Genomic DNA, 24301 nt, shown 5'->3' on the forward strand with positions numbered 1-24301 from the left:
GATGGCTTCCTGTCATTGGCTCGAAAATAGCACGGTGGGAACACTATAAAAACTCCGCATGACAGTTTTATAACAGACGCAAGAATGGGGCATCCCTGCCCCGGATAACGAAGGTAAAACTTAGAACTCGTAGCCAACAGAGACTTTAAAGGTGCGCGGCTCACCCTGGTAGATATAGGTGCCGCTGTCGTCCGCACCCGCCCAGTAGTTTTCGTCGGTAACGTTTTCCACGCCGGCACGTACCGTCATCTGATTCTGATTATTGTTCAGCGCTACGCGGTAACGCACGCCCAGATCCAGTGTGGTGTAGCTATCCAGCTTTTTGGTGTTGGCGAGGTTGGCATACTGCGAGCCGGAGTGGTTTACACGCGCGATAGCGGTAAGCCCCTCGACCGGCTTGATGTCATACTCCGCGCCCAGCACGGCGTAGAAGTTTGGCACGCCGATGGCATCATTGCCCTGGTTAACGCCGCCGTTGGTTTTGGTCAGCTCTGCCTGTAGCCAGGTCGCACCGCCGTTCAGGCGCAGGCCCAGCATCGGCTCGCCAAAGACGCTCAGCTCTACGCCACGGTTACGCTGTTCGGCGTCCAGACCGTAATGTTGGGTTACGCTGTCGAGCGTTGGGGTCGGCATTTTGATCTCAAACAGCGACAGGGAGCCGCCGATACGTCCGAAATCGGCTTTGACCCCCACTTCGTTCTGCTTAGAGTGCACGATGCCGGTGCTTTGCCCGTAGTTGCTGGCGGTGTTAGGTGCCGTTTTGCCCGGCTGCAGCGCTTCGGTGTGGTTGGCATAGAACGACAGCTCTTGCCACGGTTTATAGACCACCCCGTAAGTCGGCATCCAGCGGCTGCCGTCGAAGCCGTCGGCGGCGTTCTCCTGCCCGGTAATTTTATCGTAGCCGCGAATCACCACTTTCTGATGACGCGCCCCCACGGTGAAGTGCAGCGTATCATCCAGTACGCTCAGGGTGTCGCTCAGCAACCAGCCCTGCAGACGGGTACGTCCGCTTATACGCGGATCGGTGTAATTCCCCCCCTTTCCACCGGAGTCCGTGCTGACTGGAGGATTAACCGCATAAGGATGGTAAATATTGACGATCGGGTTATCCGCCAGCGCCGACATTTTCCAGGCGGTTTTGTCCGTTTTCGTCTGCGCCGAATAGCCCAGGTTCACGCTATGTGAAACAAAGCCTGTGTCAAACTGACCGCGAATCCCCGCCATCCCGCTCACGGAGTCGATGATGCGGTTCGTATCCAGGCGGCTGGCCTTCGCGGTGCCGTCTGCATCCAGCAGTCTTGGCGCGCTGTAGAGCCCCTGCTCGTGAGCATGCTGCGCCCCCAGGCCGGTGTAAGCCGTCCAGCTGTCGTTAATATCGTATTCGCTGCGCCACATGCCGAATTCATTCTCGATATCACTCCAGGCCCATTTCTGCGAATAGCTGCGATCGTTTTTCGGCAGCGAGGGGACAAAATCGACCACTGAAATGTTCAGACCGGTTGTGCCACCGTGGAACGTTTTCTTTTGGTAGCCCATATCGACGGAGGTGCGGAAGCTGTCGCCCTTGTAGTCCAGGCCCAGCGAGGCCAGGGTGGTACGGCGGCGATCGTTGTCGACGGGGCTATCCCCTTCACGGTGGACCAGATTAACGCGGGCGCCGAACTGATCGCTGTCGCCGAAGCGACGGCCCGCATCCAGGGTGGTGCCAATCTGCGCATCAGAGGTGTAATCCATCCCCAGTTTTACCTGCGGGATGTCACCGGCGTGTTTGGGTTCAAGGTTGATCATCCCGCCCACGCCCGAACTGGCCGCGCCGTTCATCAGGGCGTTAGCCCCTTTGAAGATCTCGATACGATCGACCATCTGCGCGTCTACCACCTGGCGCGGCAGCACGCCAGAGAGGCCACCGAAGGTCATGTCATCGCCATCAAACTTCAGGCCACGAATGCGGAAACTTTCCGCGTAGTTGCCATAGCCCTGCAGCGGCTGCACGCCCGCGTCGTTAGAGACCACATCGCCGATGGTGCGCGCCTGTTGATCTTCCACCAGCTTGGAGGTGTAGCTGATGATGTTAAAAGGCACGTCCATGGCGTTTTGCTGGCCGAGCATCCCCAGGCGTCCGCCGTTGGCGACCTGCCCATCCAGGAAGGCCGGCACCAGCTGATCGCCGCCGGGCTTGAACTCACCGGTTGGCGCGGCTTGCACCACAATGGTCTCTTCTTTGGGGTCAACGGCGGCCCAGGCGGAGTGGGTGACGGCGCCAATAGCCAGCGCCAGCAACGTTTTATTTAATTTTCTGGTGTTGTTCATGGTTAACTCGTTCAAATACGCGCAAAAAGGCCCGTTGCCGGGCCTGACTATTTTTATTTAAGAGAGATTCTGACGACGCTATCCGGCCCGCGGGTGGAGTGATCTTTGTTGAACGGCTGTTTGACGGTAACGTACAGGGTTTGGCCATCTTCAGAGAGCAGGAGGCTGTTCGGGTTCGGCGGCAGATCCCAGCTCTGCTTCACCGCATAGGTGGTCGCATCCAGGCTTAGCACTTTTCCTGCCTCACGCTGGGAGATGTAGAGCTCATTACGTTTGGCGTTAAATTTCACCGCCAACGAATCGCCGACATCCAGCTGCTTAATCACCTTGCCGCTGTGGATATCCAGCACCAGCGTGGTTTTCGCTTTCGAGTTATCGGTGACAAAGAGACGGCCTGTGGCCTTGTCTTCAGCGAAGTTCAGCAGCAACGCCGGTTTATCGCCCAGCGGTTTCCAGCGTTTTTCGATACGGTTGGTGTGCGGGTTAAGCACCAGGATCTCACCGCCGCCGTTAGCCACATAGATACGGTCGGTTTGCTCAGACCACAGCAGGCCTGTCACCCACTGACCGGCGTTCTTGATGGTCTTTTTCAGCTTCAGCGTTTTTGCATCCACAACCCAGACTACTGCCGGATCGGCGACACCGCCGATATAGAGAGTGCCTTCATGCAGCAAGACCTGACGCGCACCGTACGGATACCCCTCTTTATTGCGTTCGCTAAAGAGCAGGCGCTGTTTCACTTTGCCGTCGGCCGTGTCGATAGCGCTGATGCCGCCATCCAGCGAATTGGTGGTATAGACCGTTTTGCCATCGTCAGAGATCGCCAGTGCAAAGTTTTTCAGGTCGGTATGGCTGCGGCCGAGGGTTTTCAGCGTGGTGGGATCGAGCTTGTACACCACCCCACCCTGCACGTCTTTAAAGCCTTCAGCGCTGGCTACGTAGAGCGCATCGCCTTTCGGGCTGAGCACCATTTCATACAGCCCCTCTGCCAGCTCGCGTTTTACCACGCCGGTCTGGGCGGGCGCTGTCGCAGCGTCGGGAGTTTGTGCTACCGGTTTGGTGACGGCGGATTGCTGTGTGGCGCAGCCTGTCAGTGAGAGGGCAACGAATAGCGCCAGGGCGGAAAGTTTTTGGGTCATCAGGAACATCCTTTACCGTACAAATCGAATTTGAGGCGGATGTCTGCGTCGCATGAAAATGCGTTTATGGTTGTGATGTTGGGCTTACGCCCCTGCAGACTCCACCGTAACACTCAGTGTTCCTTGTGAGATCTGCGCTCACTCCTGCTGCGGAAAGATCCCTGTCACCCGCAAACACTAAAGAGAATGAGAACTATACTTATTATCCTTTCGTAATCAAGTGTAAATATGGACATCTCCCGACATAAAAGCCGAAGGGGGACATAAAGAGGGGAAGTGATTGAACACCACCCCGGTCTCCCGGGGCGGTGGAAGGGTTATTTTTTCTTGTAGATGTCGGCGGTGCCGTGGATTTTTTTATCGGTATTGCCGGAGGTCAGCACCAGCACATCTGCACCTTTCTCATCGGCTTTTTTGATCAGCTCTTCTTTTGCATCCGAAACCGCTGTTTCACCCGAGGTATTAACCGTACCGATTTTCTCGTATTGAGACTCGACCTTAGAGAAATCCTCTTTCGTCATAAGTTCTGCAGCAAAGGCATTGGTGGTAAAGAAAAAAGCGGTTCCTAACAAAATAGCAGTCGTCTTTCTCATAACCTGATTCCTTTTGATTAATACAGGATCTACCTGACCTTGCGACAGTGCGCAAAGTTTAAACAGCATGGGTGAGAAAGCGTACAAATTCCATGTGCTGGAACGCATTTTTTATGACAGTGCGGAATGCAGGCTCTGGTTCTTTAATGGTAAGCGGCAGTTGCGTTCGGTCGAGCAGAGGTTAATGGTCTCAATCAGCCCGTACCGTGCAACGGGCATTTTGTAAAAGGGGCGCCTGTTCATCGCTTTAACGACGCGAGTTAAAGAAGCGAAAGTAACGAAAACATTCCAGGCGGCGACTCTGCAGAGCTATAAGAAGTTGGGGGCAACGCCAAACTTCGGCGTCTTAATATTCGCTGCCCACACTTTAATGTCATTCTGTAAGACGAGCGTAAAGTCTGATTTCAGGTTTTGAACCATCCCATTTACCCGCTCCGCATCAGTCACTGCAAAGTGTTCAATTTTTTGATTGTGTCCGATATTCACGCATTTGTAAGTTGCGGGAACTTCGTGTCCACTCACATCGAAAGGCTTTTCAGGCGTATCACACGCACCTTCAGCGATGTAGGAAACAACCATGTTGGCGCCCGGATGACCCTGCTGTGAGATGCTAATCATCACCGGAAGCTCATCCGAGGTTTGCGTCATGCCGTAAAGTATCACCCCATCCGAATACCATGTGTTATATTCCCGCTGGAGAGAAGCAGCCGAAGCACTTGAACTGATTACAACCAGAAATGAAAGGATACCAAGCCAGATTCTCATAAGCGTTTTCCATAACAAGTTTGCGTCCATTATTCAGAATGAACTTTCAACCGCAACTCATTAGGATTATTCCTACCAGTTCTGGCGGTGCCGTTTTACCCTAACCTTATGTTTCAGATTGATTAAACGCATATTAACCGTATGAAGGCGTTTATTTCAGACATTGCTTTTTGATTTTGACGGCTGATGTCCCAACTCTGTCTCAGCATGACATTTGTGAAGCGGGAGGAGTGCGGTGAGTCTCTGATGTGAAATGGCACGCCCTGTAGGATTCGAACCTACGACCTACGGCTTAGAAGGCCGTTGCTCTATCCAACTGAGCTAAGGGCGCACTGAATGCGGGTACTACGCAGTGGTGAAACGCGTGGAATTATACGGTCAATAGCAGGTGAGTCAATGCCTTTCGGCGCGTTTGCCGCGCATCTCAGCAGATGTCTCTTTCCCCCTTAACAATACGTTTAAAATTTCAACATTTACTGGCGGATCAGCCAACTACGAAATAGCTTAGTCGACATTAAGTAACGCCCAGTTTTATCCCCCTCCGCCACCCGACACACTGTTCTGCGGTAACCCGGCACCCTGGAAGCCGGTATAAAGGACAGTGAAGTGAGCTTAACCTCGTTTTTGGCCTCCCCTCCGCTAAAGAGTCCGTTGCAGTCTCTCCCCTGCGGCATCGTCGGCATGAAGCTGGAACCCATCGTCAACCTCGCCACATTTCACACTGTCGGTGTGGAAGTGCTGAGCCTTTTGTCGCCTGCCCTGCAAAGCGAGCCGTGGTTTCAACAACTCTCTGCGGAACAGGCGCTCGCCTTGCTACAAGTACAGTGCGAGACGCTCAAAAATCACCTTCCCTGGCACAACCTTTTCATCAACTTGCCGATAACCCTGCTGACAGAGGTGGATTTATTTCACCAGTTGCTGCCGCTACCCGGTCCGGGTGCGAATATTGAGATCGTTGAACCCGCTCAGCTTCTCTCCCTGCCCTGCACCTCACGCATCCTGGCGACAGAACATCTGCATCTTTTGTCCGGGCGTGGCTGCCGTATATGGCTCGATGATGTTGATGAAGCGCAAATCCACGGTTTCATCGACGCGCATTTACCTTTGAGCGGGATCAAGATCGATAAGATGGCGTTCTGGCGTCTGAAGACGACTCCCGCATTTTCATCCCTGGTAAACCTCTGCGCAACGCTTGCGCGAAACGTCCTTGTTGAAGGGATCGAATCACAAGAGGATTTAGCGCTTGCGCGTCAGGCGGGGGCCGGATTCGGCCAGGGATATTTATGGCCCTCCGTCGGCAGACGGCATGGCTAAAAGGAGGCTTGCCTGAGGGAACAACTATGCGCATGACCGTACGCCGTTACCGGCGACGTCGCACGGGAAGTGATTCGTTAGGTTTCGCACAGTCCCTTTTTAGCGCGCCTTTCTTTGATCGGCTGGTCTATCTCAGCCAGGCTATAAATCAAACGCGCAAACCTGAAGTTCCCTGGATGATCCTGGTCTCCCGCGATAACTATCTCTGCGCTGGGCTACAACGCAGTCCCTCACCGGTGAAGCATTGCCGCAGTTATGACACTCTGGACGAGGCCCTGGGCGCCAGTCAGCTCTGGCCCTCCGCCCGGCTGGTGATTGATATTGAAAGCGACATCGCGCCGTGGCTTGAACTCCTTGACGCCCTGCGCAGGATAACGCTCTACCCTCCCTATACCCCGGTCACTTTGCTGGTACGCGCTGATAACTACCCGGGCCGCCTGTTTTGCAAAACGGCGGGCCCGTTTCACGTCGTCGAACGCCAGCTTTGCGCTACCGCCTTGCCAGCGGCGTTGAATCCGCACGATATACCGAAAGAGGGGTGGTTTTCAGCCAACGAGTGGAAACTGCTGTTCCCGTTATCGGGTGGACAATCTCTGAAGGAGATAGCACAGGAGAATAGCCAGCCCTATAGCCGCGTCGTTTACCGGCTTAGCCGCATCCTGAATAAACTGGGGCTGAGTCATCGTCAGGAGCTCTTTCATCTATTGGGCCAGCTTCCAGCCTCGTCCAGTACGTTCGACCGCCCCTCTCTTCCTGGAGAATGTTAAGAAATGACGTAGATTATCTGGTTAAATTTTTGTTAAATAAAAACAAAAGAATAACAAATATAACTATTCCTAACGGCACCGCTCTGACGATGCTAAACACCAGAAATACGGACATAAAAGAATATTCGTCTGGTTACGATTGCGGGCTGTTTTGCGTAATTAATGTAATAGCAATGTAAACAAGGATTGGTTGTAGACGGGACGCTGGCTGCCGGGCAGGCGCGCAGCAGATATGGCTTTTGGTAGAAAAAATTTCTCTGAATGTTTCACATGAAGGTACAGCGCGGGCTGCGCACCCTCTTCGCTGACGATGCTGGGAATTTTTACTATAGAAGCCTTCGCTCGATTATTAACATTTTGTCAACAATTGGCGAGATGTATTATTTTTTCCTGATACATTCACATGTTTCGCTGCCATTCTTCATCCAGGCAGGTTATTAACCCAATTTTAAAATAATAGTTTTTCCTCTCCAGAACATCATATTAGGCAAGCCATTAACAATCATTTACCTGCTTTTCGGATAAAACGTAGCGGGTATAATAAGACCTATAAGATCAATTTCCTGAATAATATCTCACGCTGTGGTGAGCTTGTATTTTATTCATAATAAAGAGGTGCCCTGAACATCACTATGCCAGTATGGCAGTGATGACTTTTTAACGACGACCCCCGCATAAGGATGTGCAAAATATCCTTCCGACTTACCCACGCTTTAACCATCTGAGGCATAACAATGAAACCGGCATCCGTAATCATTATGGACGAACATCCTATCGTCAGAATGTCGATAGAGGTCCTGCTACAGAAAAATAAAAATATTGAGATTACACTCAAGTCAGGGGATTGCCATGAGACGCTTGAGTATCTTCGGAATCACCCTGTCGATCTTGTCATCCTCGACATTGAGCTCCCCGGCGCGGATGGCTTTTCTTTACTGAAAAGAATCAAAGATATAAACAAAGATATAAAGGTACTCTTTTTATCTTCAAAATCAGAGGCGTTCTACGCCGGGCGAGCTTTAGCTGCCGGCGCCAACGGTTTTGTGAGTAAACGTAAAGATTTAAATGATATCTATAACGCCGTAGAAATGATTTTATCAGGTTACTCCTTTTTCCCGGCGGAGACGTTAAATTTTATAAATCATTTCAAGTCCAGACGGGGCAAATTCAGCGACATGCCTTTATCCAATCGCGAGGTAACCGTTTTACGCTACCTTGCCAATGGTATGACTAATAAAGAAATTGCCGAGCAAATGATGTTAAGTAACAAAACCATCAGCGCCCACAAATCGAATATTTACGCTAAACTCGGCGTGCAGAGCATTGTCGAATTAATTGATTACGCAAAAATGCACGAATTACTGTAATTACTGTTGCGCTCTGCCGCGTAGAGACGGCAGGGCCTGGCAACGGTATTAGTAATAATTGATAACAAAAGTCGCATCGGCATCGGCACGCCCCGGCTGCGGGTCATTGGCCGTGGCAATGTAATTAGCATAAAACTGCAAAACGGCATGCCCCTGCGCATCCACTTTCACCTCATGGCTGGCCTGCTGCAATGGCAAACGCGTTTTATCCTGATTGCGGATCTCAATGGCAACATTGCTGGCATGACTAGCCTCATTGAGTGCGAGCAGTTCGCTATCTTGCGCATTGGCTTTGCCGGTGAAGGTTAACGATGCCGCGCCCGGCGGACAGCCCTCCAGTTTCAAACTAAAGGGTACCGCCGGGGTTCGGCTGCCCGTCGTACTCAGCTGTTTAGTCGACCAGCGCCCCAGCGGCACGGATTTGACGCTGTCGCCCACCTCTGCCACGCAGGTAAAATCCACGATGGTGCCAGAGAGTTTGATATTCACCTGACCGAGGGAGTTACTGGCACTGGCGAAACCCTGCGTTAATAATGTGACCAGGACGATCAGAGGTTTTATCTTATTCATAATCCACGCGTAGATAGCCCAACGAGGTAAATTTCCCTTCCGCCGGTTTAATGCCGGTAATGCTCACCGGCCAGGCGCGAATAGCCACTGACGCCTCAGCGTTATCATCCAGGCGGAACGGGATCTTGCTTGCCAGTGTATTTGGCGTAAGCGGCGTGCCGCCCTCCGTCGCCACGACAAATCCCAGATCCGGGTTGTCGGAGACCAGCGCATTGCCCGCCACCTTATCCGCTTCAATACGCATGGTCAGCGCGGCTTGCGCCTCGACGTTAGTGCATTTGATGGCAATGGTTTTACTCTGGGGCGAAATTTTCTGCGGACGATTTCCTGCCCCCGCCTCGCTAAAGAGGGAGGCCGCCATCTCTTTGAAATCAAACTCCACAATCGAGCCGGCGTTCAACATACAGCTTTGCGGCACTTGTATGGTTCCGCTGTAGCTAATGGTATACACCGGCGTGGTTAAGGGATCGCCCTTCGCGGTGGTGACGTAAACCCGAAACATGGTCTGACGTGGGATGACCACCAGGTTAATGAACCGCCGGGTCACCTTCAGACGAAAAATCAGCTTCGAGTCCGTCACCGGGAAGGCTTTCTGTTTTGGCACGTTGGGGTGCTGTCCCATCTGGATGAAATTAGCGGGCGGATAGAAGGTGCCGGCAAAATCATCGTGTATCTGCATGGCCCCCTCCAGATAATCGTTCAGTTTTACGTACTGGTAATTATCCTCCACGCTGGTGACAGGCAGATCGGTCACATAACTTCGCATTGTCGATTTACCGGTGGTGCCCTTCGGGCAGATAGCATTCACCCCCACCAGCCCGGATTTTTGGGAAAGCGTGATGATCTGGCCGGGTTTGTTATTGGCGCTGTTAAAGACATCTGAGAGGTCATACGAGATATCTTTCGCCCCGCCGTCCACGTTTTGACACACGGCTGCCCTGGCCGGGAGGGCACTCAGCGCCAGCAGGCCACTTAACACCGCCCCGGCAATGGCGCGCCGAGATTGCCCTTTATGGTTCACACTCCACCTCCGCCAGAGTGATATTCCTTTCCTGACTATCGTCAGGCAGCCGGTACTGTGCCCGGCACTGAGACTGCACATCGCGACCCCACTGAATCATTAACTCTCCCGCCAGCGGCAATCCGCTAAGGTAAATTTGTCCATCATCACCCACCATGCTGGTGATACCGCTTTGGTTCTCACGTACCAGCGCGCCGAAGGGCACCGGTTTGCCGGATCGCGTAACGGTCATTAACGCGCGCACGCCAATACGGGTATCAAAGCTGGCCCGCACCAGTGCCCCCCGGGTCGGCACTACGCTGCTTACGTTGTTTTCAATATCGATACTGTTACCCATAGAATTGGTGTCCAGCGCGACGCGGTTATAGCGATACACGGTGGCGTAAGGCATAACGGCGTAGCCACGCCAGTCGGTTTTTACCCCGGTCTGGTTTTCAATGCTGACGCCCGATGCGCCCGGCGCTTTGATCAGAACGTTGGTGTCCCCCAGCGGCTGGCTCAGGGTAATACCGTCGGCATGACCCACCACGCCGCCCGCCAGTTGCCAGTTCCAGTCGCGTTTTTCGCGGTTGGTGTTATACCCCGCGCCCAGGTTCCCCCAGGCTGCCTGCCAGTTCGCGCTGGCACTTCCGCTTACGCCTCCACTGCTGGAGTGCCCCTGAATCACGCTGTAATTCAGGTTCTTATCCTTAAGCAACGTGCCGCTCACGCCCGTTTGCCAGCTGCTTTGCCCGTCACTGTTGCGGCTGGCGGAGGCGGTCGCCCACGCGCGTTCAAGGGCGTTATCGCGACGGTAGCCTCTGCCCATAAAGATCGAGAAAGGCACGCTGACGTTAAAAGAGGCAATCCTGTCGGTGCCTTCAATGCCCGCCGCCCGGCTCCAGGCCCAGGTAAAGGCGTAGCTGATCCCCTGCATCCCACCCGCGTAGCCGAGTTGATACCAGGTGTTAGTTTCAGAGGTGTCCCAGTAGCTTTGCTCGCTGCCGGACAGATAGACCGACCCCCACTCCCCCAGTGACTGGGAGATATTGAGCTGAATACGCCCCTTTTTGCTCCATGCCAGGTTGTGATAGCTCTGCACATCCGGCACGCCGTCCTTCGTCAGGCTTTCGCCATACTGGTAACCCTCCATCGATTTCCAGGCAGTATCATCCAGGGTGTAAAACCCTTTAGTGGAGTAGCGATAGCCCAGCAGCTGGAAATTTGTGCCATAGCCGTTTAATGATTTGGCATAGAGAAAGCGCAGGGACTGGCCCTGATGGCGACTCTCGTCGGCAAGCTGGCTACGGGCATGCGTAACATCGATCGAGACCGCTCCCCACTCCCCCAGATTCTTGCCCGCCCCCAGCGCCAGAGCGCTATAACGTGCGGCAACCTGCGCGCCACCGTAGAGGGTATAACCGTCGCGCAGACCTGCGAGCAGCGTGCCCTGCGCAAATACCGGCGTATCCTGCCCCTGATTACCGCTGCGGTAGGCGCCGGCGACCAGGTCAAACTTTCGTCTCCCTTCGCGTTGCAACAGAGGGACCGTGGAATAGGGCACGCTATAGCGTTGGACGCTTCCCTCCTTTTCCTCCACCGTCACCTCCAGATCGCCGCTCGATGAGGTGGGATTGAGATCGGTAATGGCAAAGGCACCGGGCTGAACGTAACTTTGATAAATGACATATCCGTTCTGACGGATGACAACTTTGGCCGGGGTCCTGGCGATACCGCGCACGGTGGGGGCGTAGCCCTGCATACTGTCCGGGTACATGCTGTCTGCAGCGTAAAGTCGCCCCCCACGAAAACCGATACTGTCGAAGACGTCGTTACCCGTATTGCTGTCTCCCAGCACCAGCTCGCTTTTTAGCGGCACCAGCGTACGCTGCGCCCAGGTTCCAATATTTTGCCATTCGCTGTGCCGCGTTCCGTTGCTGCGGGTATAGCGCCACGCCCCGGTATTACGTAATCGCCAGGCCCCATAGTTCAGCCCGCTTTGTAGATTGAGGTAATAGCTGTCGTCGTCGCTACCGCGATTGCCACTAAAGCTGTAATTCAACAATGCCGCCGGAATACCGTTATCCCACTGCTCAGGAGAGATGTATCCCCGCGCGCTATTTTGCATTGCCACCTGCGGCAGGCTTACGTCCAGCCGCTGCGCGGCGAAATTAAAGATGATCTGACTTCCCGCAATCACTTGGGTCAGCGGAACACAGTGTTCTCCTTCCGCGCCGGCGAGTGTCGGAAATGCCGCAAGGTTTACACCAAACCGCTCCAGCAGCGCGCGCGTGATACAGGGCGCCAGCCCTCCCGCCACGGTGGGAACCGGTTCAGACGCGCTCTCAAAGCGGATATCCTGCGTCCCAATAAAGGCCTCATTGAGCCAGATATCGACCCGATATAGGCCCGGAGCCTGCTGATAACCTTGCTCAAAGCGCGATAAATCGGCGACGTCTGCCGCGCTATCGGATAAAAATGCCGGGTTAAAGTAGCTTTCGCCCCGCCCCGTCTGCGGCCAGTTGACGATTAAGGCCAGTGCGATGAGACCAGGCAGCCCTCGCTGAGTGTGCATGATTCGAACCAGGCTCAAAGATTGACGCTACGCGCGGGAGTTATCGCGCCATAATCATTCACGCTTTGCCAGCTCAGCATGTTGCCGGCACCGGACGGAAGGTGCTGTTGTGCCGACTGCCCTGGCGCAATCATCAGATTCTCTACTCGCTGTTCGCCGAGGCGTAGATTGACCAGCGTGATGTAATAGGGTGAGGCATTACTGACTTTGAGTTGGTTACCCACCCGTTCAAAGCGCAGATGTGACAGCGCCTCATCGGGCTGCATGGCGAGATTGCCCGGCCTGACAAAGACCTTGATGCGAGACAGCACCGCCAGTTGCAGGACGTTTTTTCCCTCAATGCTGGCTTTATCAACCGACGGAATCGCCTTCACGTTCAGATAAAACAGCGACTCACGATCCTTCGCAAGCGCAGGGCCCGCATAGATTATGCGCAAGGTATTTTCGCTATCCGGCTCGCTGACGAACAGCGGAGGCGTGACGGCAAACGATTTTTCTTTTGTTCCCTGCTCATTTTCAATCCAGGCATTAATTAAATAACGTTCCTGTTTGTGGCTGTTGGTAATAGCCAGTGAAGTCTGTTTCGCTTCGGCAGGATAAATAACCCGAGTCGCACCCAGTGCAATTCCACCTGCAGCGTATGTCGGCAGCGATACCAGTAGACAGAATAAAAATACGATGAACCCTGGTTTAAAAAATACATATTTCACAGCGGAGCCTATAATTATTTATTCGCAGGTATGTCAGGCACGAGTGGCTGCAGTCGGAGCTAAAAATAGCCAGCCCCACGCCACTGCACTCAATAGTAAGGAGCAACCCAAATCATGCTCCTTAGCGTTCATTCTGATACTCAATCCAGACAGTCGGGCCTCCTCCCTGAGACCTTCATCCTCCCTGCTGTCAGGCTTATTCGTATTTAACGACGAAGGTCGCGTCAGCGTTGGCCTGACCCGGCTCGGTAGTTGCCGCCGTGGCTTTATAGCGCGCGGCAAAGTTCAGGGTATTGGTCCCTTTGATCAGTGCCTGGGTTGCCGAGAAGCTGGCGCCATCCGGTGGCAGCGTGGTGGATTGACTGTCGAGAATTTCAATCCCAACCCCTTTTGCAGCGGTGTCATTACTGCCGGAGGAGACGGCCAGCAGCGTTTTATCGGTGGCATCAACCTGGCCGGTAAAGGCCACGGCGGCCGTCGTCGCTACGGTCGGATCGCAATCATTCAGCTCAATAGTGAAGGGAACATTGCTGGTGGTATCACCGACTTTTGTGAACTTCGCCGTACGATACTGGCCCAGGTTGACCGTCTGGTTTGACGATTCGGTATTCACTGCACAGGCGGCATTCACTAATTCACCCGTAAAATGAACAGTGCCACCATTTACGGATACTGGTGTTTTCGTCTCTTCTGCCTGAACAGTTCCAGCAAAAAAGGTCAGCGAAGCAATTACAACAGATGCAGCATAGGTTATTTTCATGTCTATTCCTTTAAAATATAAAATACCCTTCCCAACAAATAGCGGGAATAAATGAGGCATTCAATATGAGGATTGAACGCTTATTTTTGGCAACGCTAAAGTAGCCTCTTGAGGCATATTTAAATATGCCCAAACGCTGTAAATGGCCCAGGTCTGGTCTTAATCATCCCTAAGAAAAAAACCGTACAAAACGCAGGGACTGAATGGCTCAGCCGGGAGGCGATCAGGAAATCTCGCAATGGGTGACTGACAGCAGCGCTCGCTTCTGACAAAATATAGGCAATCCCCCCTTTAAACCTTACAGATGGAATCCTCTCTCTGATGGCAGCACAGATTATTGACGGTAAAACGATTGCGCAGCAGGTGCGCTCTGAGGTCGCGGAAAAAGTGAAGGCGCGTACAGCGGCCGGTAAACGCGCCCCCGGACTGGCTGTTGTGCTGGTCGGCAGTAACCCGGCATCCCAGATTTATGTCGGCAGCAAACGCAAGGCGTGCGAAGAGGTGGGCTTTGTCTCCCGCTCTTATGATCTGCCGGAAACCACCAGCGAAGCAGAGCTGCTGGAGCTGATCGACACCCTGAACGCTGATAAAGAGATCGACGGCATTCTGGTTCAGCTGCCGCTGCCTGCAGGCATCGACAACGTGAAGGTTCTGGAGCGTATCGCACCCGATAAAGACGTGGACGGTTTCCATCCGTATAACGTTGGTCGCCTGTGCCAGCGCGCGCCGCGTCTGCGTCCTTGCACGCCACGCGGTATCGTTACCCTGCTTGAGCGCTATAACATTGATACCTACGGTCTGAACGCCGTGGTGATTGGCGCCTCGAATATCGTTGGCCGCCCGATGAGCATGGAGCTGCTGCTGGCTGGCTGTACCACGACCGTCACCCACCGCTTTACCAAAAATCTGCGTCAACACGTTGAAAACGCGGATCTGCTGATCGTCGCCGTCGGCAAGCCTGGCTTCATTCCCGGTGAGTGGATTAAAGAAGGTGCGATTGTGGTGGACGTAGGCATTAACCGTCTCGAGAGCGGCAAAGTCGTGGGCGATGTGGTTTATGAGGATGCCGCCGCGCGCGCCTCTTACATCACCCCGGTGCCGGGCGGCGTAGGCCCGATGACGGTAGCAACACTGATTCAAAATACTTTGCAAGCATGCGAAGAGTATCACGACGTAGAGGAAGCGTAAGATGGCCACTTTTTCATTAGGTAAACACCCACACGTAGAGCTGTGCGATCTCCTGAAGCTGGAGGGCTGGAGCGAGAGCGGCGCGCAGGCCAAGATCGTCATTGCTGAAGGTCTGGTTACGGTAGATGGTGCGGTGGAGACCCGCAAACGCTGCAAGATTGTTGCGGGACAGACCGTGAGTTTTGCAGGCCAGAGCGTGACTGTTACCGCCTGAGGCGTGTGATGCCCGGTGGCGCGACGCTTACCGGGCCTAAATACTGAGTGTATATTTCCCCTCACCCCGGCCCTCTCCCCACAGGGGCGAGGGAGAAAACCGCACCGGGCAGTCCCCCTCTCCCCACAGGGGCGAGGGAGAAGACCGCACCGGGCAGTCCCCTCTCCCATCAGGGGCGTGGGAGAAAACCGCACCTGGCAGCCCCCTCTCCCCACAGGGGCGAGGGAGAAGACCGCACCTGGCAGTCCCCTCTCCTAACAGGGGCGAGGGAGAAAACCGCACCGGGCAGTCCCCTCTCCCCTATGGGGAGAGGGTTAGGGTGAGGGGAACAAACCGCTCTCCTCTCACTTTATCCCCCATCCCCATCACGGTTAATTATCGATCGACTTCAAAGAATCACTATTTCGTTTGTTGAAATGTGAAAATTTAGTTGCGCGTAATTCCACCTTTCCTCACGATAAGTAGAACGTTCTACTAAAACGTTATACTTACTATAACAGCGCGAAAAAAGCGCTTCTCGGGGGAGATTTCAGCATGAGTCTGATATCAGGGTTTGTTAAATCGTTGTCTAAGTTATCGATGATTGGCCGCGCCTTAATGCTGCCAATTTCACTGCTTCCCGCTGCCGGCTTGCTGCTGGCGTTCGGGGATAAATTCCATCTGCCGCTGATGATGAATGCGGGCGGGGTTATTTTCGATAACCTGCCCATGCTCTTCGCTATCGGTTCCGCGGTGGGTCTGGCGTCAGAATCGGGCATCGCTGCGCTCTCTGCGGCAGTGTCGGTATTTGTTACTAACATTACCATCGGCACGCTACTGAGCATCACGCCGGAGATGGCCTCTCAGGGCGGTAAATACGCCATGGTGGTCGGCATTCCTACTCTGCAGATGGGCGTCTTTGGCGGCCTGATCTGCGGTATTCTCGCCGCCTGGTGCTATAACCGCTTCCATACCATGCAGTTGCCGGAGTTCCTCGGCTTCTTCTCCGGTAAGCGTTTTGTAGCGATTGCGACAGCATTTCTGTCGTTCCTGCTCGGCCTGCTGCTGCCGTACATCTGGCAGCATATCCAGTCCGGCATCGACGCGCTTTCGGTAGTGGTAAACGGCGATAATCAGGCGGCCTCGACCTTTATCTTCGGTCTGGTGGAACGTGCGCTGATCCCGCTGGGTCTGCACCATATCTGGTACCCGTCGTTCTGGTACTCCTTCGGTGATTACACCACCCAGGCGGGCCAGGTGATCCACGGCGACCAGACCATCTGGTTCAAGATGCTGGAAGAAGGGACTAAATCCTTCAGCAGCGACACTTACCAGAATGCCGGTAAGTTCATGCAGGGCGAGTTCCCGCTGATGCTGTTCGCGCTGCCTGCGGCGTGTCTGGCGATGTATCACGAAGCGCACACCAAGAATAAGAAAATCGCGGCCGGTATTCTCTTCTCTGCCGCACTGACCTGCTTCCTGACGGGGATTACGGAGCCGGTTGAGTTTACCTTTATCTTCGTGGCACCGATTCTGTACGTCTTCAACGCCATCATGGCGGGTCTGGCCTATATGACCATGTACCTGATGCATGCACATATCGCCAAATCGTTCTCTGCGGGCTTTATCGATTATCTGTCGTTCGGGATCCTGCCGTCGTTTAACGGCTACCAGACCAACTTCCTGAACGCGGTGATTATCGGTATTCCGATGGCGCTGATTTACTACTTCACCTTCCGCTTTGTGATCCGCCGTTTCGACGTGAAAACACCGGGCCGTACTGACGTGAGCGCGACAACCGATGACAAGACCGATACTGAGCTTGCCACCGAAATCATTGCGCTGCTGGGCGGGGCGAACAATATTGACTCCGTCGGCTCCTGTATCACACGTCTGCGTCTGGAAGTGGCCAAAGGCGATGAGGTGGATAAAGACGGGCTTAACGGCCTGGGGGCACGCGGTGTGGTCTTCGTTGGCGATAAGGGGATTCAGGTGATCTTTGGTGCCAGGGCACAATTTATCGCCCAGACTATGAGCACGCTGATCGGAAAATAATAAGATGCCTGGCTGACACGTCTCCTGTAATCTGGGAGGCGTTGTCTGAACAGGCTGATAATGTGGAAATTTCAGGGAGCGAGTTTGAAGAAAGTCAGCATTATTGATGTCGCCAGAGAGGCAGGCGTTTCGGTATCCACCGTCTCGCTGGTGCTACGCCAGAAAGGGAAAATCTCAGAGGCAACGATTGAGAAAGTCCATGCTGCCATCAATACGCTCGGCTATGTTCATAATGTCGCCGCTGCTAACCTTCGCGCCAACACCTCCAACCTGATCGGCCTGATTCTGCGTGATTTTAGCGACAGCTTTTCTATCAAAGTGATGGCAAGCGTCGTGCAAGAGCTGGAAAAACAGGGCTATATGGTCTTTCTTGGGCAGCCGCAAAACGATGGAGAACATCTTGAACGCTGCCTGCTTTCATTTAAACAGCAGGGCGTGGCGGGGGTGATCTATTTATCTTCCGATACGCAGCATGCCCGTTTACCCGAACAGATTCGTCAATGCCCCCTTCCGCTGGTCGCCGTCTCGCAATCTTTTCTGGATGAACCCTGTAATCTGGTGCTGCGGGATAATCGCCAGGCGGCGAATCTTGCAACGCGTTACCTGATTGAGCGGGGTCACCGTAATATTGCCTATATCGGCGGGCAGGAAAACTGCCTGATTCGCGAGCAGCGGCTGCTCGGTTTTCGCAGCGCCATGAGCCAGTATGGGCTGATTAATCGTGACGAGTTTGCCCCGGCCTGTAGCGACGACACCCGCGCCGCCGGGCTCGCCACCCGCCATTTGCTGGAAAAAAACAATACCATCACCGCCCTGCTCTGCCATTCACCCGATGCGATGATTGGCTCGATCTCCGGTATTCATCAGGTGGGGCGCACGGTGGGCAAAGATGTCTTTCTGACTCAGCAGGTCGCCCTTGTCGGCTTTGAAGATATGCTGCACGTTAATCTCACCTCGCCGTCGTTTACCTATGTCTCCTCCGCCAGTGAAGAGACCGGACGTCAGGCCGCGGGCTTAATGATGCGCAAGCTGAAGGAGCCCGATCTGCAAACTCAGCGTATTACGCTCTCGGGCCAGCTCATTGCCCGGGAATCGGCCTGAATTCAGAATTCGTTTTGGTTGGCGGCGGGTAAAGCCTGCTATATTTCCATGATTTACCGTGGGAAATGACCATGCCAACGATTATCACTCATGCTGCTGTACCTCTCTGCCTGGGCTTAGGGCTCGGCACCCGCGTTATTCCTCCTCGCCTCCTGTTTGCCGGTGTGGTGCTGGCCATGCTGCCAGACGCCGACGTGCTCTCTTTTAAGTTCGGCGTGGCCTACGGCAATATTTTTGGTCATCGCGGCTTTACGCACTCCCTGCTGTTTGCATTTGTGCTTCCGCTACTCTGCGTCTGGGCGGGTCGACGATGGTTCAGGGCCGGGCTGATTCGCTGCTGGCTGTTTTTAACCGTATCGCTGCTGTCGCACAGTCTGTTGGATTCGATCACGACCGGAGGCAAAGGGGTTGGCTGGCTGTGGCCCTGGTCGGATGAGCGCTTTTTCGCCCCCTGGCAGGTGATTAAGGTCGCGCCGTTTGCGCTGTCGCGCTATACCACCCCGTACGGGCATCAGGTGATCATTTCGGAACTGCTGTGGGTGTGGCTGCCTGGGGTGGTGTTAATGGGGGTATTGTGGTGGAAGCGTGCGCGCTGAGGCCCTCACCCCGGCCCTCTCCCCCAGGGAGAGGGAGAAAAGCGGACGATGCCCGCTGGCACGGAGTGAGGGAGAAAACCGGACGATCCCCTCTCCCTGAGGGAGAGGGTTAGGGTGAGGGGGAGAACTTACTTACGACGCCAGGTCGTCCCCTGAGGACCATCTTCCAGAATGATACCCATCTCGGTCAGACGATTACGCGCTGCATCTGCTGCCGCCCAGTCTTTCGCCTGACGCGCTTCCAGACGAGCCGTAATCAACGCCTCGATCTCCGCCACTTCGCCGTCGTCCGCCTGCGCGCTACTCTGCAGGAAGGTTTCCGGCTCTTGCTCCAGCAGGCCAAGCACCGCGGAGAGCTTACGCAGATGGGCAGCCAGCGCATTCGCGGCCGCGGCATCTTCCGTTTTCAGGCGGTTTACTTCACGCGCCATATCGAACAGCACGGAGTAGGCTTCCGGGGTGTTGAAGTCGTCGTTCATCACTTCTACAAAGCGGGCTTCAAACGCCTCGCCGCCGGCCGGTGCGACAGATTTATCGGTACCGCGCAGCGCGGTATACAGACGCTCCAGCGCCGAACGAGCCTGCTTCAGGTTCTCTTCGCTGTAGTTCAGCTGGCTGCGGTAGTGGCCAGACATCAGGAAGTAGCGCACGGTCTCCGCGTCGTAATACTTCAGTACGTCGCGCACGGTGAAGAAGTTGCCCAGTGATTTGGACATCTTTTCACGATCGACCATCACCATCCCGGAGTGCATCCAGTAGTTGACGTACTCGCCGCCGTGGGCGCAGGTGGACTGGGCAATTTCGTTCTCATGGTGCGGGAACATCAGATCCGATCCGCCGCCGTGGATATCAAAATGGTTACCCAGCTGTTTGCAGTTCATGGCGGAACACTCGATGTGCCATCCCGGACGGCCTTCGCCCCATGGCGACGGCCAGCTCGGTTCACCCGCTTTGGACATCTTCCACAGGACGAAGTCCATCGGATTACGCTTTACATCCACCACGTCTACGCGCGCACCAGCCTGCAGTTGCTCCAGATCCTGGCGAGAGAGCTGGCCATATGCCGGGTCAGTCGGCACGGAGAACATCACGTCGCCGTTGTCAGCCACATAGGCATGACCGCGCTCGATCAGTTTCTCGGTGATCTCGATGATCTCGTGGATATGGTGGGTGGCGCGCGGCTCGTTGTCCGGGCGCAGGATATTCAGCGCATCAAAATCTTTGTGCATTTCGGCGATCATCCGATCGACCAGCGCGACAAAGTTCTCGCCGTTTTCATTAGCACGCTTAATGATTTTATCGTCAATGTCGGTGATGTTACGCACGTACTTCAGGTTGTAGCCCAAAAAACGCAGGTAACGCGAAACCACGTCAAACGCAACAAAGGTACGGCCATGGCCAATATGACAGAGATCGTAAACCGTAATACCACACACGTACATGCCGACTTCCCCGGCATGGATAGGCTTAAATTCCTCTTTTTGGCGCGTCATTGTATTAAAAATTTTTAACATCGAAGGTTCCATATGAGACGTGTGTGGATAGAAACTTTCTTATCATACCTATTATTCATCATCGAAGCAGCACACAATGCAAGGTGATCGCGTCCAGTGGTTATGCTATAACAAGCCCCTATATGTGGCCCGAACCGGGGTCGAAGCACTGCAATAACAGAACAGGATGCAAAAATGGTTACTTTCCACACTAATCATGGCGATATCGTAATCAAAACCTTTGATGACAAAGCGCCTGAAACAGTTAAAAACTTCCTGGACTACTGCCGCGAAGGTTTCTACAACAACACCATTTTCCACCGTGTGATCAACGGCTTTATGATCCAGGGCGGCGGTTTTGAACCTGGCATGCAGCAGAAAGAGACCAAAGAAGCGATCAAAAACGAAGCGAACAACGGTCTGAAAAACACCCGTGGTACGCTGGCGATGGCCCGTACTCAGGCTCCTCACTCTGCCACTGCTCAGTTCTTCATCAACGTAGCAGACAATGACTTCCTGAACTTCTCCGGTGAGAGCCTGCAAGGTTGGGGTTACTGCGTGTTCGCTGAAGTGGTAGAAGGGATGGACGTGGTTGATAAAATCAAAGCTGTCTCTACTGGCCGTAGCGGCATGCATCAGGACGTTCCAAAAGAAGACGTTGTGATTACAAGCGTGACCGTCAGCGAATAATTCGTGGCGACACTCTTTATTGCAGATCTCCATCTGCAAACAGAAGAACCGGCGATCACCGCCGGTTTTCTGCGTTTTTTACGCGGTGAAGCGAAAAGCGCCGATGCGCTTTATATTCTGGGTGACCTGTTCGAAGCCTGGATTGGCGATGACGATTCTAACCCGCTGCACCGCGAAATCGCTGCCGCCATCAGAGCGCTGGTCGATGCCGGTACGCCCTGCTTCTTTATTCACGGCAATCGTGATTTCCTGATTGGTCAACGCTTTGCCCGCGAGAGCGGTATGACCCTGCTGCCCGAAGAGCAAGTGCTGGACCTCTATGGCCGCAAGGTGCTGATCATGCACGGTGATACGCTGTGCACCGACGATACCGGGTACCTGGCGTTTCGCGCTAAAGTTCATACCCCCTGGATCCAGGCCCTCTTCCTCGCCCTGCCGCTGTTTATCCGCAATCGCATCGCCGCCAAAATGCGTGCGGGCAGTAAAGCCGCTAACAGCAGCAAATCCATGACCATCATGGATGTGAACCCCCAGGCGGTTGTCCGCGTGATGGAAAAGCACCAGGTTCACTGGCTGATTCACGGCCATACCCATCGTCCTGACGTGCATAACCTTATCGTCCGCGGCGAGCCTGCCCACCGTGTAGTATTAGGTGCCTGGCATACGGAAGGCTCGATGGTCAAAGTGACCCCGGACGGCGTCGAACTCATCGCGTTTCCGTTCTAAAATCCCCGCCTAAAAATCATTCAAATATTTTGAATTGCACGCGCAAATTGTTTTGATTTTAATCACACTCTGGTCGGCCTATCATTATTCACATCAGGGCAACAACGCCCTACCCCAAACAAAACAGCTTAAGGATCACGACCATGAAATCCATCAAAACTTTCGTTGCAGTTGCCGCTCTTTCACTGATCTCTTTCGGTTCTTTTGCGCAGAGCGTGAGCACTACCGCCTCCACGATTGACCGTGCAGAAGCCAAAATCGCCGCTCAGGCCGCCCGCGAAGGTGCTTCTTATAAAATCACCAGCGCTCAGTTCGACAACCGCGTGCACATGACCGCAGAACTGACCAAATAATTAACCTGATTGCCGTGCCGCCAGAGAGATGCCCAGCGACAGCGACAATATGATGAGCAAGGAACAGAACATGAAAAAAATGACCCTCGTCAGCGCCCTGCTGCTGGCCGCTTCACTGTCATCTGGCGCTATGGCTGCAGAAAACCGCTTCTCCATGCCGGAGGCGGGCTCTAATATGGACACGGTGATTCATGAGAATCATATCAATGTCAGCCACGCCTTCGACGAAGAGAGCCTGACCGCAGGTACTCTGCTGTAAATGAGCCTGAATTTATCACTAAAAAGACCGCCAAAAGGCGGTCTTTTTGTTGCTGCTTCCCCGCAATAAACGGGGAAGTTTTAGCCGCGCAACCGTTTTCCTTGCCTGTATTCCGTGCTATTCTCTGTGCCCTCGAAAGCAGAGTGTTCCGCACCACAGGAGTTTTAAGACGCATGTCTTCCCGCAATAATCCGGCGCGTGTCGCCATCGTGATGGGGTCCAAAAGCGACTGGGCTACCATGCAGTTCGCCGCCGACATCTTTGACATCCTGAATGTTCCTCACCACGTAGAAGTGGTCTCCGCACACCGCACCCCCGATAAACTGTTTAGCTTCGCCGAAAGTGCAGAAGAGAACGGCTATCAGGTGATTATTGCCGGTGCGGGCGGTGCAGCACACCTGCCGGGTATGATTGCCGCCAAAACGCTGGTGCCGGTGCTTGGCGTACCGGTACAGAGCGCGGCGCTGAGCGGCGTCGATAGCCTCTACTCTATTGTGCAAATGCCGCGCGGTATTCCGGTCGGCACCCTGGCGATTGGTAAAGCTGGCGCGGCTAACGCTGCGCTACTGGCGGCGCAAATCCTGGCGACCCATGATAAAGACCTTCACCAGCGTCTGGATGCCTGGCGTAAAGCCCAGACAGACGAGGTGCTGGAAAACCCGGATCCGCGGGGTGCGGCATGAAGCAGGTTTGCGTCCTGGGTAACGGTCAGCTAGGCCGCATGCTGCGCCAGGCCGGTGAACCGCTGGGGATTGCCGTCTGGCCGGTTGGTCTGGATGCGGAACCCGAAGCGGTTCCCTTTCAGCAGAGCGTAATTACTGCCGAAATCGAACGCTGGCCAGAGACCGCGTTGACTCGCGAACTGGCGCGCCATAACGCCTTTGTAAACCGTGATGTCTTCCCCATCATTGCCGATCGTTTTACCCAGAAACAGCTGTTCGATAAGCTGCACCTCGCCACCGCGCCGTGGCAGTTGCTGGCTGATAAAGGCGAATGGCCGGCCATCTTTGCAACCCTTGGCGAACTGGCGATTGTTAAGCGCCGCGTCGGTGGTTACGACGGACGCGGCCAGTGGCGTTTACGCGCACACGAAACCGCCGAACTTCCGGACGACTGCTACGGTGAGTGCATCGTTGAACAGGGTATCAACTTCAGCGGCGAAGTCTCGCTGGTGGGCGCCCGGGCTCATGATGGCAGCACCGTCTTTTATCCGCTGACCCACAACCTGCATCAGGACGGCATCCTGCGTACCAGCGTCGCTTTCCCGCTGGCCAATGCCGAACAGCAAGCGCAGGCAGAGAGCATGCTCAGCGCCATTATGCAGGAGCTGGGCTACGTGGGTGTGATGGCGATGGAGTGTTTTGTCACCCCTGGCGGCCTGCTGATCAACGAGCTGGCGCCCCGCGTCCACAACAGCGGCCACTGGACGCAAAACGGCGCCTCCATCAGCCAGTTTGAGTTGCACCTGCGCGCCATTACCGGCCTGCCGTTGCCGCAGCCGGTGGTCAATAGCCCGTCGGTGATGATCAACCTGATCGGCACCGATCTCAACGATGACTGGCTGAAACTGCCGCTGGTGCATCTGCACTGGTACGACAAAGAGGTGCGTCCGGGTCGTAAGGTGGGTCACCTCAACCTGAACGATACCGATACGGGCCGCCTGAGCGCCACGCTTGAAGCCCTGGTTCCGCTGCTGCCGGCAGAGTACGCCAGCGGTATCGCCTGGGCGCAGGCAAAGCTGCAGTAACCCCTTCCGCCGGGGAGTTGACCTTCCCCC

Annotated in this window: 24 protein-coding genes and 1 tRNA gene; 14 read left to right on the plus strand and 11 right to left on the minus strand. The window is 54.5% G+C overall.

The window, feature by feature from the left end:
- Positions 1-120: 120 nt before the first annotated feature.
- The 5 genes from B3B59_RS19285 to B3B59_RS19305 form a co-directional block, all read right to left on the minus strand.
- Positions 121-2310 (minus strand): TonB-dependent receptor, encoded by a 2190-nt coding sequence (locus tag B3B59_RS19285; RefSeq protein WP_286809768.1) that lies wholly within the window; start codon positions 2308-2310, stop codon positions 121-123.
- A gap of 53 nt (positions 2311-2363) precedes the next feature.
- On the minus strand, positions 2364-3449 hold the full coding sequence (locus B3B59_RS19290; RefSeq protein WP_286809769.1) for a YncE family protein: 1086 nt from the start codon (positions 3447-3449) through the stop codon (positions 2364-2366).
- Between the two features lie 317 nt (positions 3450-3766).
- A complete protein-coding gene (gene yahO, locus B3B59_RS19295) occupies positions 3767-4042 on the minus strand; it encodes a DUF1471 family periplasmic protein YahO (RefSeq protein WP_040076727.1) in 276 nt (91 codons plus the stop codon).
- 309 nt (positions 4043-4351) lie between these two features.
- Positions 4352-4807, minus strand: coding sequence for a hypothetical protein (locus tag B3B59_RS19300; RefSeq protein ID WP_286809770.1), 456 nt, complete (start codon positions 4805-4807; stop codon positions 4352-4354).
- 254 nt (positions 4808-5061) lie between these two features.
- Positions 5062-5138 (minus strand) — tRNA-Arg (locus tag B3B59_RS19305).
- Positions 5139-5413: 275 nt separating this feature from the next.
- Here B3B59_RS19305 and B3B59_RS19310 point away from each other — a divergent pair.
- The 3 genes from B3B59_RS19310 (at position 5414) to fimZ (ending at position 8255) form a co-directional block, all read left to right on the plus strand.
- Positions 5414-6121 (plus strand): EAL domain-containing protein, encoded by a 708-nt coding sequence (locus B3B59_RS19310; RefSeq protein ID WP_349676963.1) that lies wholly within the window; start codon positions 5414-5416, stop codon positions 6119-6121.
- A 26-nt stretch (positions 6122-6147) separates the two neighbouring features.
- Positions 6148-6888, plus strand: coding sequence for a DNA-binding response regulator (locus B3B59_RS19315; RefSeq protein WP_286809771.1), 741 nt, complete (start codon positions 6148-6150; stop codon positions 6886-6888).
- A gap of 734 nt (positions 6889-7622) precedes the next feature.
- Complete coding sequence (gene fimZ / locus B3B59_RS19320; RefSeq protein ID WP_040076822.1) at positions 7623-8255, plus strand: fimbria biosynthesis transcriptional regulator FimZ; 633 nt, start codon at positions 7623-7625, stop codon at positions 8253-8255.
- 48 nt (positions 8256-8303) lie between these two features.
- Here fimZ and sfmF read toward each other — a convergent pair whose 3' ends face one another.
- The 5 genes from sfmF to fimA all read right to left on the minus strand — a co-directional run bounded on the left by sfmF (position 8304) and on the right by fimA (position 13870).
- Positions 8304-8825, minus strand: a complete 522-nt coding sequence (gene sfmF / locus B3B59_RS19325; RefSeq protein WP_286809772.1) for a fimbria assembly protein — start codon at positions 8823-8825, stop codon at positions 8304-8306.
- The gene (gene fimH, locus B3B59_RS19330) at positions 8818-9816 is read right to left on the minus strand and encodes a type 1 fimbria D-mannose specific adhesin FimH (RefSeq protein WP_286809869.1); all 999 of its coding nucleotides are present in this window, start codon (positions 9814-9816) and stop codon (positions 8818-8820) included. The genes sfmF and fimH overlap by 8 nt, the downstream gene beginning before the upstream one ends.
- Positions 9817-9835: 19 nt before the next feature.
- Positions 9836-12400, minus strand: a complete 2565-nt coding sequence (locus B3B59_RS19335; protein ID WP_286809773.1) for a fimbrial biogenesis usher protein — start codon at positions 12398-12400, stop codon at positions 9836-9838.
- Positions 12401-12414: 14 nt separating this feature from the next.
- Positions 12415-13080 (minus strand): type 1 fimbria chaperone FimC, encoded by a 666-nt coding sequence (fimC, locus tag B3B59_RS19340; RefSeq protein WP_154298756.1) that lies wholly within the window; start codon positions 13078-13080, stop codon positions 12415-12417.
- 226 nt (positions 13081-13306) lie between these two features.
- The gene (gene fimA / locus B3B59_RS19345) at positions 13307-13870 is read right to left on the minus strand and encodes a type 1 fimbrial major subunit FimA (RefSeq protein ID WP_046884405.1); all 564 of its coding nucleotides are present in this window, start codon (positions 13868-13870) and stop codon (positions 13307-13309) included.
- A gap of 321 nt (positions 13871-14191) precedes the next feature.
- On the opposite strand from fimA, the gene folD reads away from it, so the two are divergent.
- From folD to B3B59_RS19370, 5 genes are all read left to right on the plus strand, one after another.
- The gene (folD, locus tag B3B59_RS19350; RefSeq protein WP_040076827.1) at positions 14192-15058 is read left to right on the plus strand and encodes a bifunctional methylenetetrahydrofolate dehydrogenase/methenyltetrahydrofolate cyclohydrolase FolD; all 867 of its coding nucleotides are present in this window, start codon (positions 14192-14194) and stop codon (positions 15056-15058) included.
- A 1-nt stretch (position 15059) separates the two neighbouring features.
- Positions 15060-15272 (plus strand): ribosome-associated protein YbcJ, encoded by a 213-nt coding sequence (gene ybcJ, locus B3B59_RS19355; RefSeq protein WP_040076829.1) that lies wholly within the window; start codon positions 15060-15062, stop codon positions 15270-15272.
- A gap of 534 nt (positions 15273-15806) precedes the next feature.
- Complete coding sequence (locus B3B59_RS19360) at positions 15807-17306, plus strand: PTS transporter subunit EIIC (protein ID WP_046884406.1); 1500 nt, start codon at positions 15807-15809, stop codon at positions 17304-17306.
- An 84-nt stretch (positions 17307-17390) separates the two neighbouring features.
- Positions 17391-18407: a Mal regulon transcriptional regulator MalI gene (gene malI / locus B3B59_RS19365; RefSeq protein ID WP_046884407.1), complete on the plus strand. Its 1017-nt coding sequence runs from the start codon at positions 17391-17393 to the stop codon at positions 18405-18407.
- 71 nt (positions 18408-18478) lie between these two features.
- Positions 18479-19003: a metal-dependent hydrolase gene (locus B3B59_RS19370; protein ID WP_286809774.1), complete on the plus strand. Its 525-nt coding sequence runs from the start codon at positions 18479-18481 to the stop codon at positions 19001-19003.
- Between the two features lie 128 nt (positions 19004-19131).
- Here the strand turns inward: B3B59_RS19370 and cysS are convergent, their stop codons facing one another.
- Entirely contained in the window at positions 19132-20517 is a 1386-nt protein-coding gene (gene cysS, locus B3B59_RS19375) for a cysteine--tRNA ligase (RefSeq protein WP_040076833.1), read from the minus strand.
- 174 nt (positions 20518-20691) lie between these two features.
- On the opposite strand from cysS, the gene ppiB reads away from it, so the two are divergent.
- The 6 genes from ppiB (at position 20692) to purK (ending at position 24271) form a co-directional block, all read left to right on the plus strand.
- Complete coding sequence (ppiB, locus tag B3B59_RS19380) at positions 20692-21186, plus strand: peptidylprolyl isomerase B (protein WP_040076834.1); 495 nt, start codon at positions 20692-20694, stop codon at positions 21184-21186.
- A gap of 3 nt (positions 21187-21189) precedes the next feature.
- Positions 21190-21912: a UDP-2,3-diacylglucosamine diphosphatase gene (lpxH, locus tag B3B59_RS19385; protein WP_286809775.1), complete on the plus strand. Its 723-nt coding sequence runs from the start codon at positions 21190-21192 to the stop codon at positions 21910-21912.
- A 143-nt stretch (positions 21913-22055) separates the two neighbouring features.
- Complete coding sequence (locus B3B59_RS19390) at positions 22056-22265, plus strand: YdgH/BhsA/McbA-like domain containing protein (protein WP_046884410.1); 210 nt, start codon at positions 22056-22058, stop codon at positions 22263-22265.
- Between the two features lie 70 nt (positions 22266-22335).
- The gene (locus tag B3B59_RS19395) at positions 22336-22524 is read left to right on the plus strand and encodes a hypothetical protein (protein WP_046884411.1); all 189 of its coding nucleotides are present in this window, start codon (positions 22336-22338) and stop codon (positions 22522-22524) included.
- Between the two features lie 173 nt (positions 22525-22697).
- Positions 22698-23207 carry a 5-(carboxyamino)imidazole ribonucleotide mutase gene (gene purE / locus B3B59_RS19400; protein WP_046884412.1) on the plus strand — a complete coding sequence of 170 codons (510 nt, stop codon included), beginning with the start codon at positions 22698-22700 and terminating at the stop codon, positions 23205-23207.
- A complete protein-coding gene (gene purK, locus B3B59_RS19405) occupies positions 23204-24271 on the plus strand; it encodes a 5-(carboxyamino)imidazole ribonucleotide synthase (protein WP_212476997.1) in 1068 nt (355 codons plus the stop codon). The genes purE and purK overlap by 4 nt, the downstream gene beginning before the upstream one ends.
- Positions 24272-24301 lie beyond the last annotated feature (30 nt).

The sequence above is a fragment of the Leclercia sp. UBA2479 genome (assembly GCF_002341985.1).
Classification (GTDB): domain Bacteria; phylum Pseudomonadota; class Gammaproteobacteria; order Enterobacterales; family Enterobacteriaceae; genus Enterobacter; species Enterobacter pneumoniae.

Bases quoted from the DNA above. Each gene is read 5' to 3' on its own strand.
- B3B59_RS19285 (WP_286809768.1), bottom strand. From the start codon at position 2,310: ATGAACAACACCAGAAAATTAAATAAAACGTTGCTGGCGCTGGCTATT.
- B3B59_RS19290 (WP_286809769.1), bottom strand. From the start codon at position 3,449: ATGACCCAAAAACTTTCCGCCCTGGCGCTATTCGTTGCCCTCTCACTG.
- yahO (WP_040076727.1), bottom strand. From the start codon at position 4,042: ATGAGAAAGACGACTGCTATTTTGTTAGGAACCGCTTTTTTCTTTACC.
- B3B59_RS19300 (WP_286809770.1), bottom strand. From the start codon at position 4,807: ATGAGAATCTGGCTTGGTATCCTTTCATTTCTGGTTGTAATCAGTTCA.
- B3B59_RS19315 (WP_286809771.1), top strand. From the start codon at position 6,148: ATGCGCATGACCGTACGCCGTTACCGGCGACGTCGCACGGGAAGTGAT.
- fimZ (WP_040076822.1), top strand. From the start codon at position 7,623: ATGAAACCGGCATCCGTAATCATTATGGACGAACATCCTATCGTCAGA.
- sfmF (WP_286809772.1), bottom strand. From the start codon at position 8,825: ATGAATAAGATAAAACCTCTGATCGTCCTGGTCACATTATTAACGCAG.
- B3B59_RS19335 (WP_286809773.1), bottom strand. From the start codon at position 12,400: ATGCACACTCAGCGAGGGCTGCCTGGTCTCATCGCACTGGCCTTAATC.
- fimA (WP_046884405.1), bottom strand. From the start codon at position 13,870: ATGAAAATAACCTATGCTGCATCTGTTGTAATTGCTTCGCTGACCTTT.
- folD (WP_040076827.1), top strand. From the start codon at position 14,192: ATGGCAGCACAGATTATTGACGGTAAAACGATTGCGCAGCAGGTGCGC.
- ybcJ (WP_040076829.1), top strand. From the start codon at position 15,060: ATGGCCACTTTTTCATTAGGTAAACACCCACACGTAGAGCTGTGCGAT.
- B3B59_RS19360 (WP_046884406.1), top strand. From the start codon at position 15,807: ATGAGTCTGATATCAGGGTTTGTTAAATCGTTGTCTAAGTTATCGATG.
- B3B59_RS19370 (WP_286809774.1), top strand. From the start codon at position 18,479: ATGCCAACGATTATCACTCATGCTGCTGTACCTCTCTGCCTGGGCTTA.
- cysS (WP_040076833.1), bottom strand. From the start codon at position 20,517: ATGTTAAAAATTTTTAATACAATGACGCGCCAAAAAGAGGAATTTAAG.
- ppiB (WP_040076834.1), top strand. From the start codon at position 20,692: ATGGTTACTTTCCACACTAATCATGGCGATATCGTAATCAAAACCTTT.
- B3B59_RS19390 (WP_046884410.1), top strand. From the start codon at position 22,056: ATGAAATCCATCAAAACTTTCGTTGCAGTTGCCGCTCTTTCACTGATC.
- B3B59_RS19395 (WP_046884411.1), top strand. From the start codon at position 22,336: ATGAAAAAAATGACCCTCGTCAGCGCCCTGCTGCTGGCCGCTTCACTG.
- purE (WP_046884412.1), top strand. From the start codon at position 22,698: ATGTCTTCCCGCAATAATCCGGCGCGTGTCGCCATCGTGATGGGGTCC.
- purK (WP_212476997.1), top strand. From the start codon at position 23,204: ATGAAGCAGGTTTGCGTCCTGGGTAACGGTCAGCTAGGCCGCATGCTG.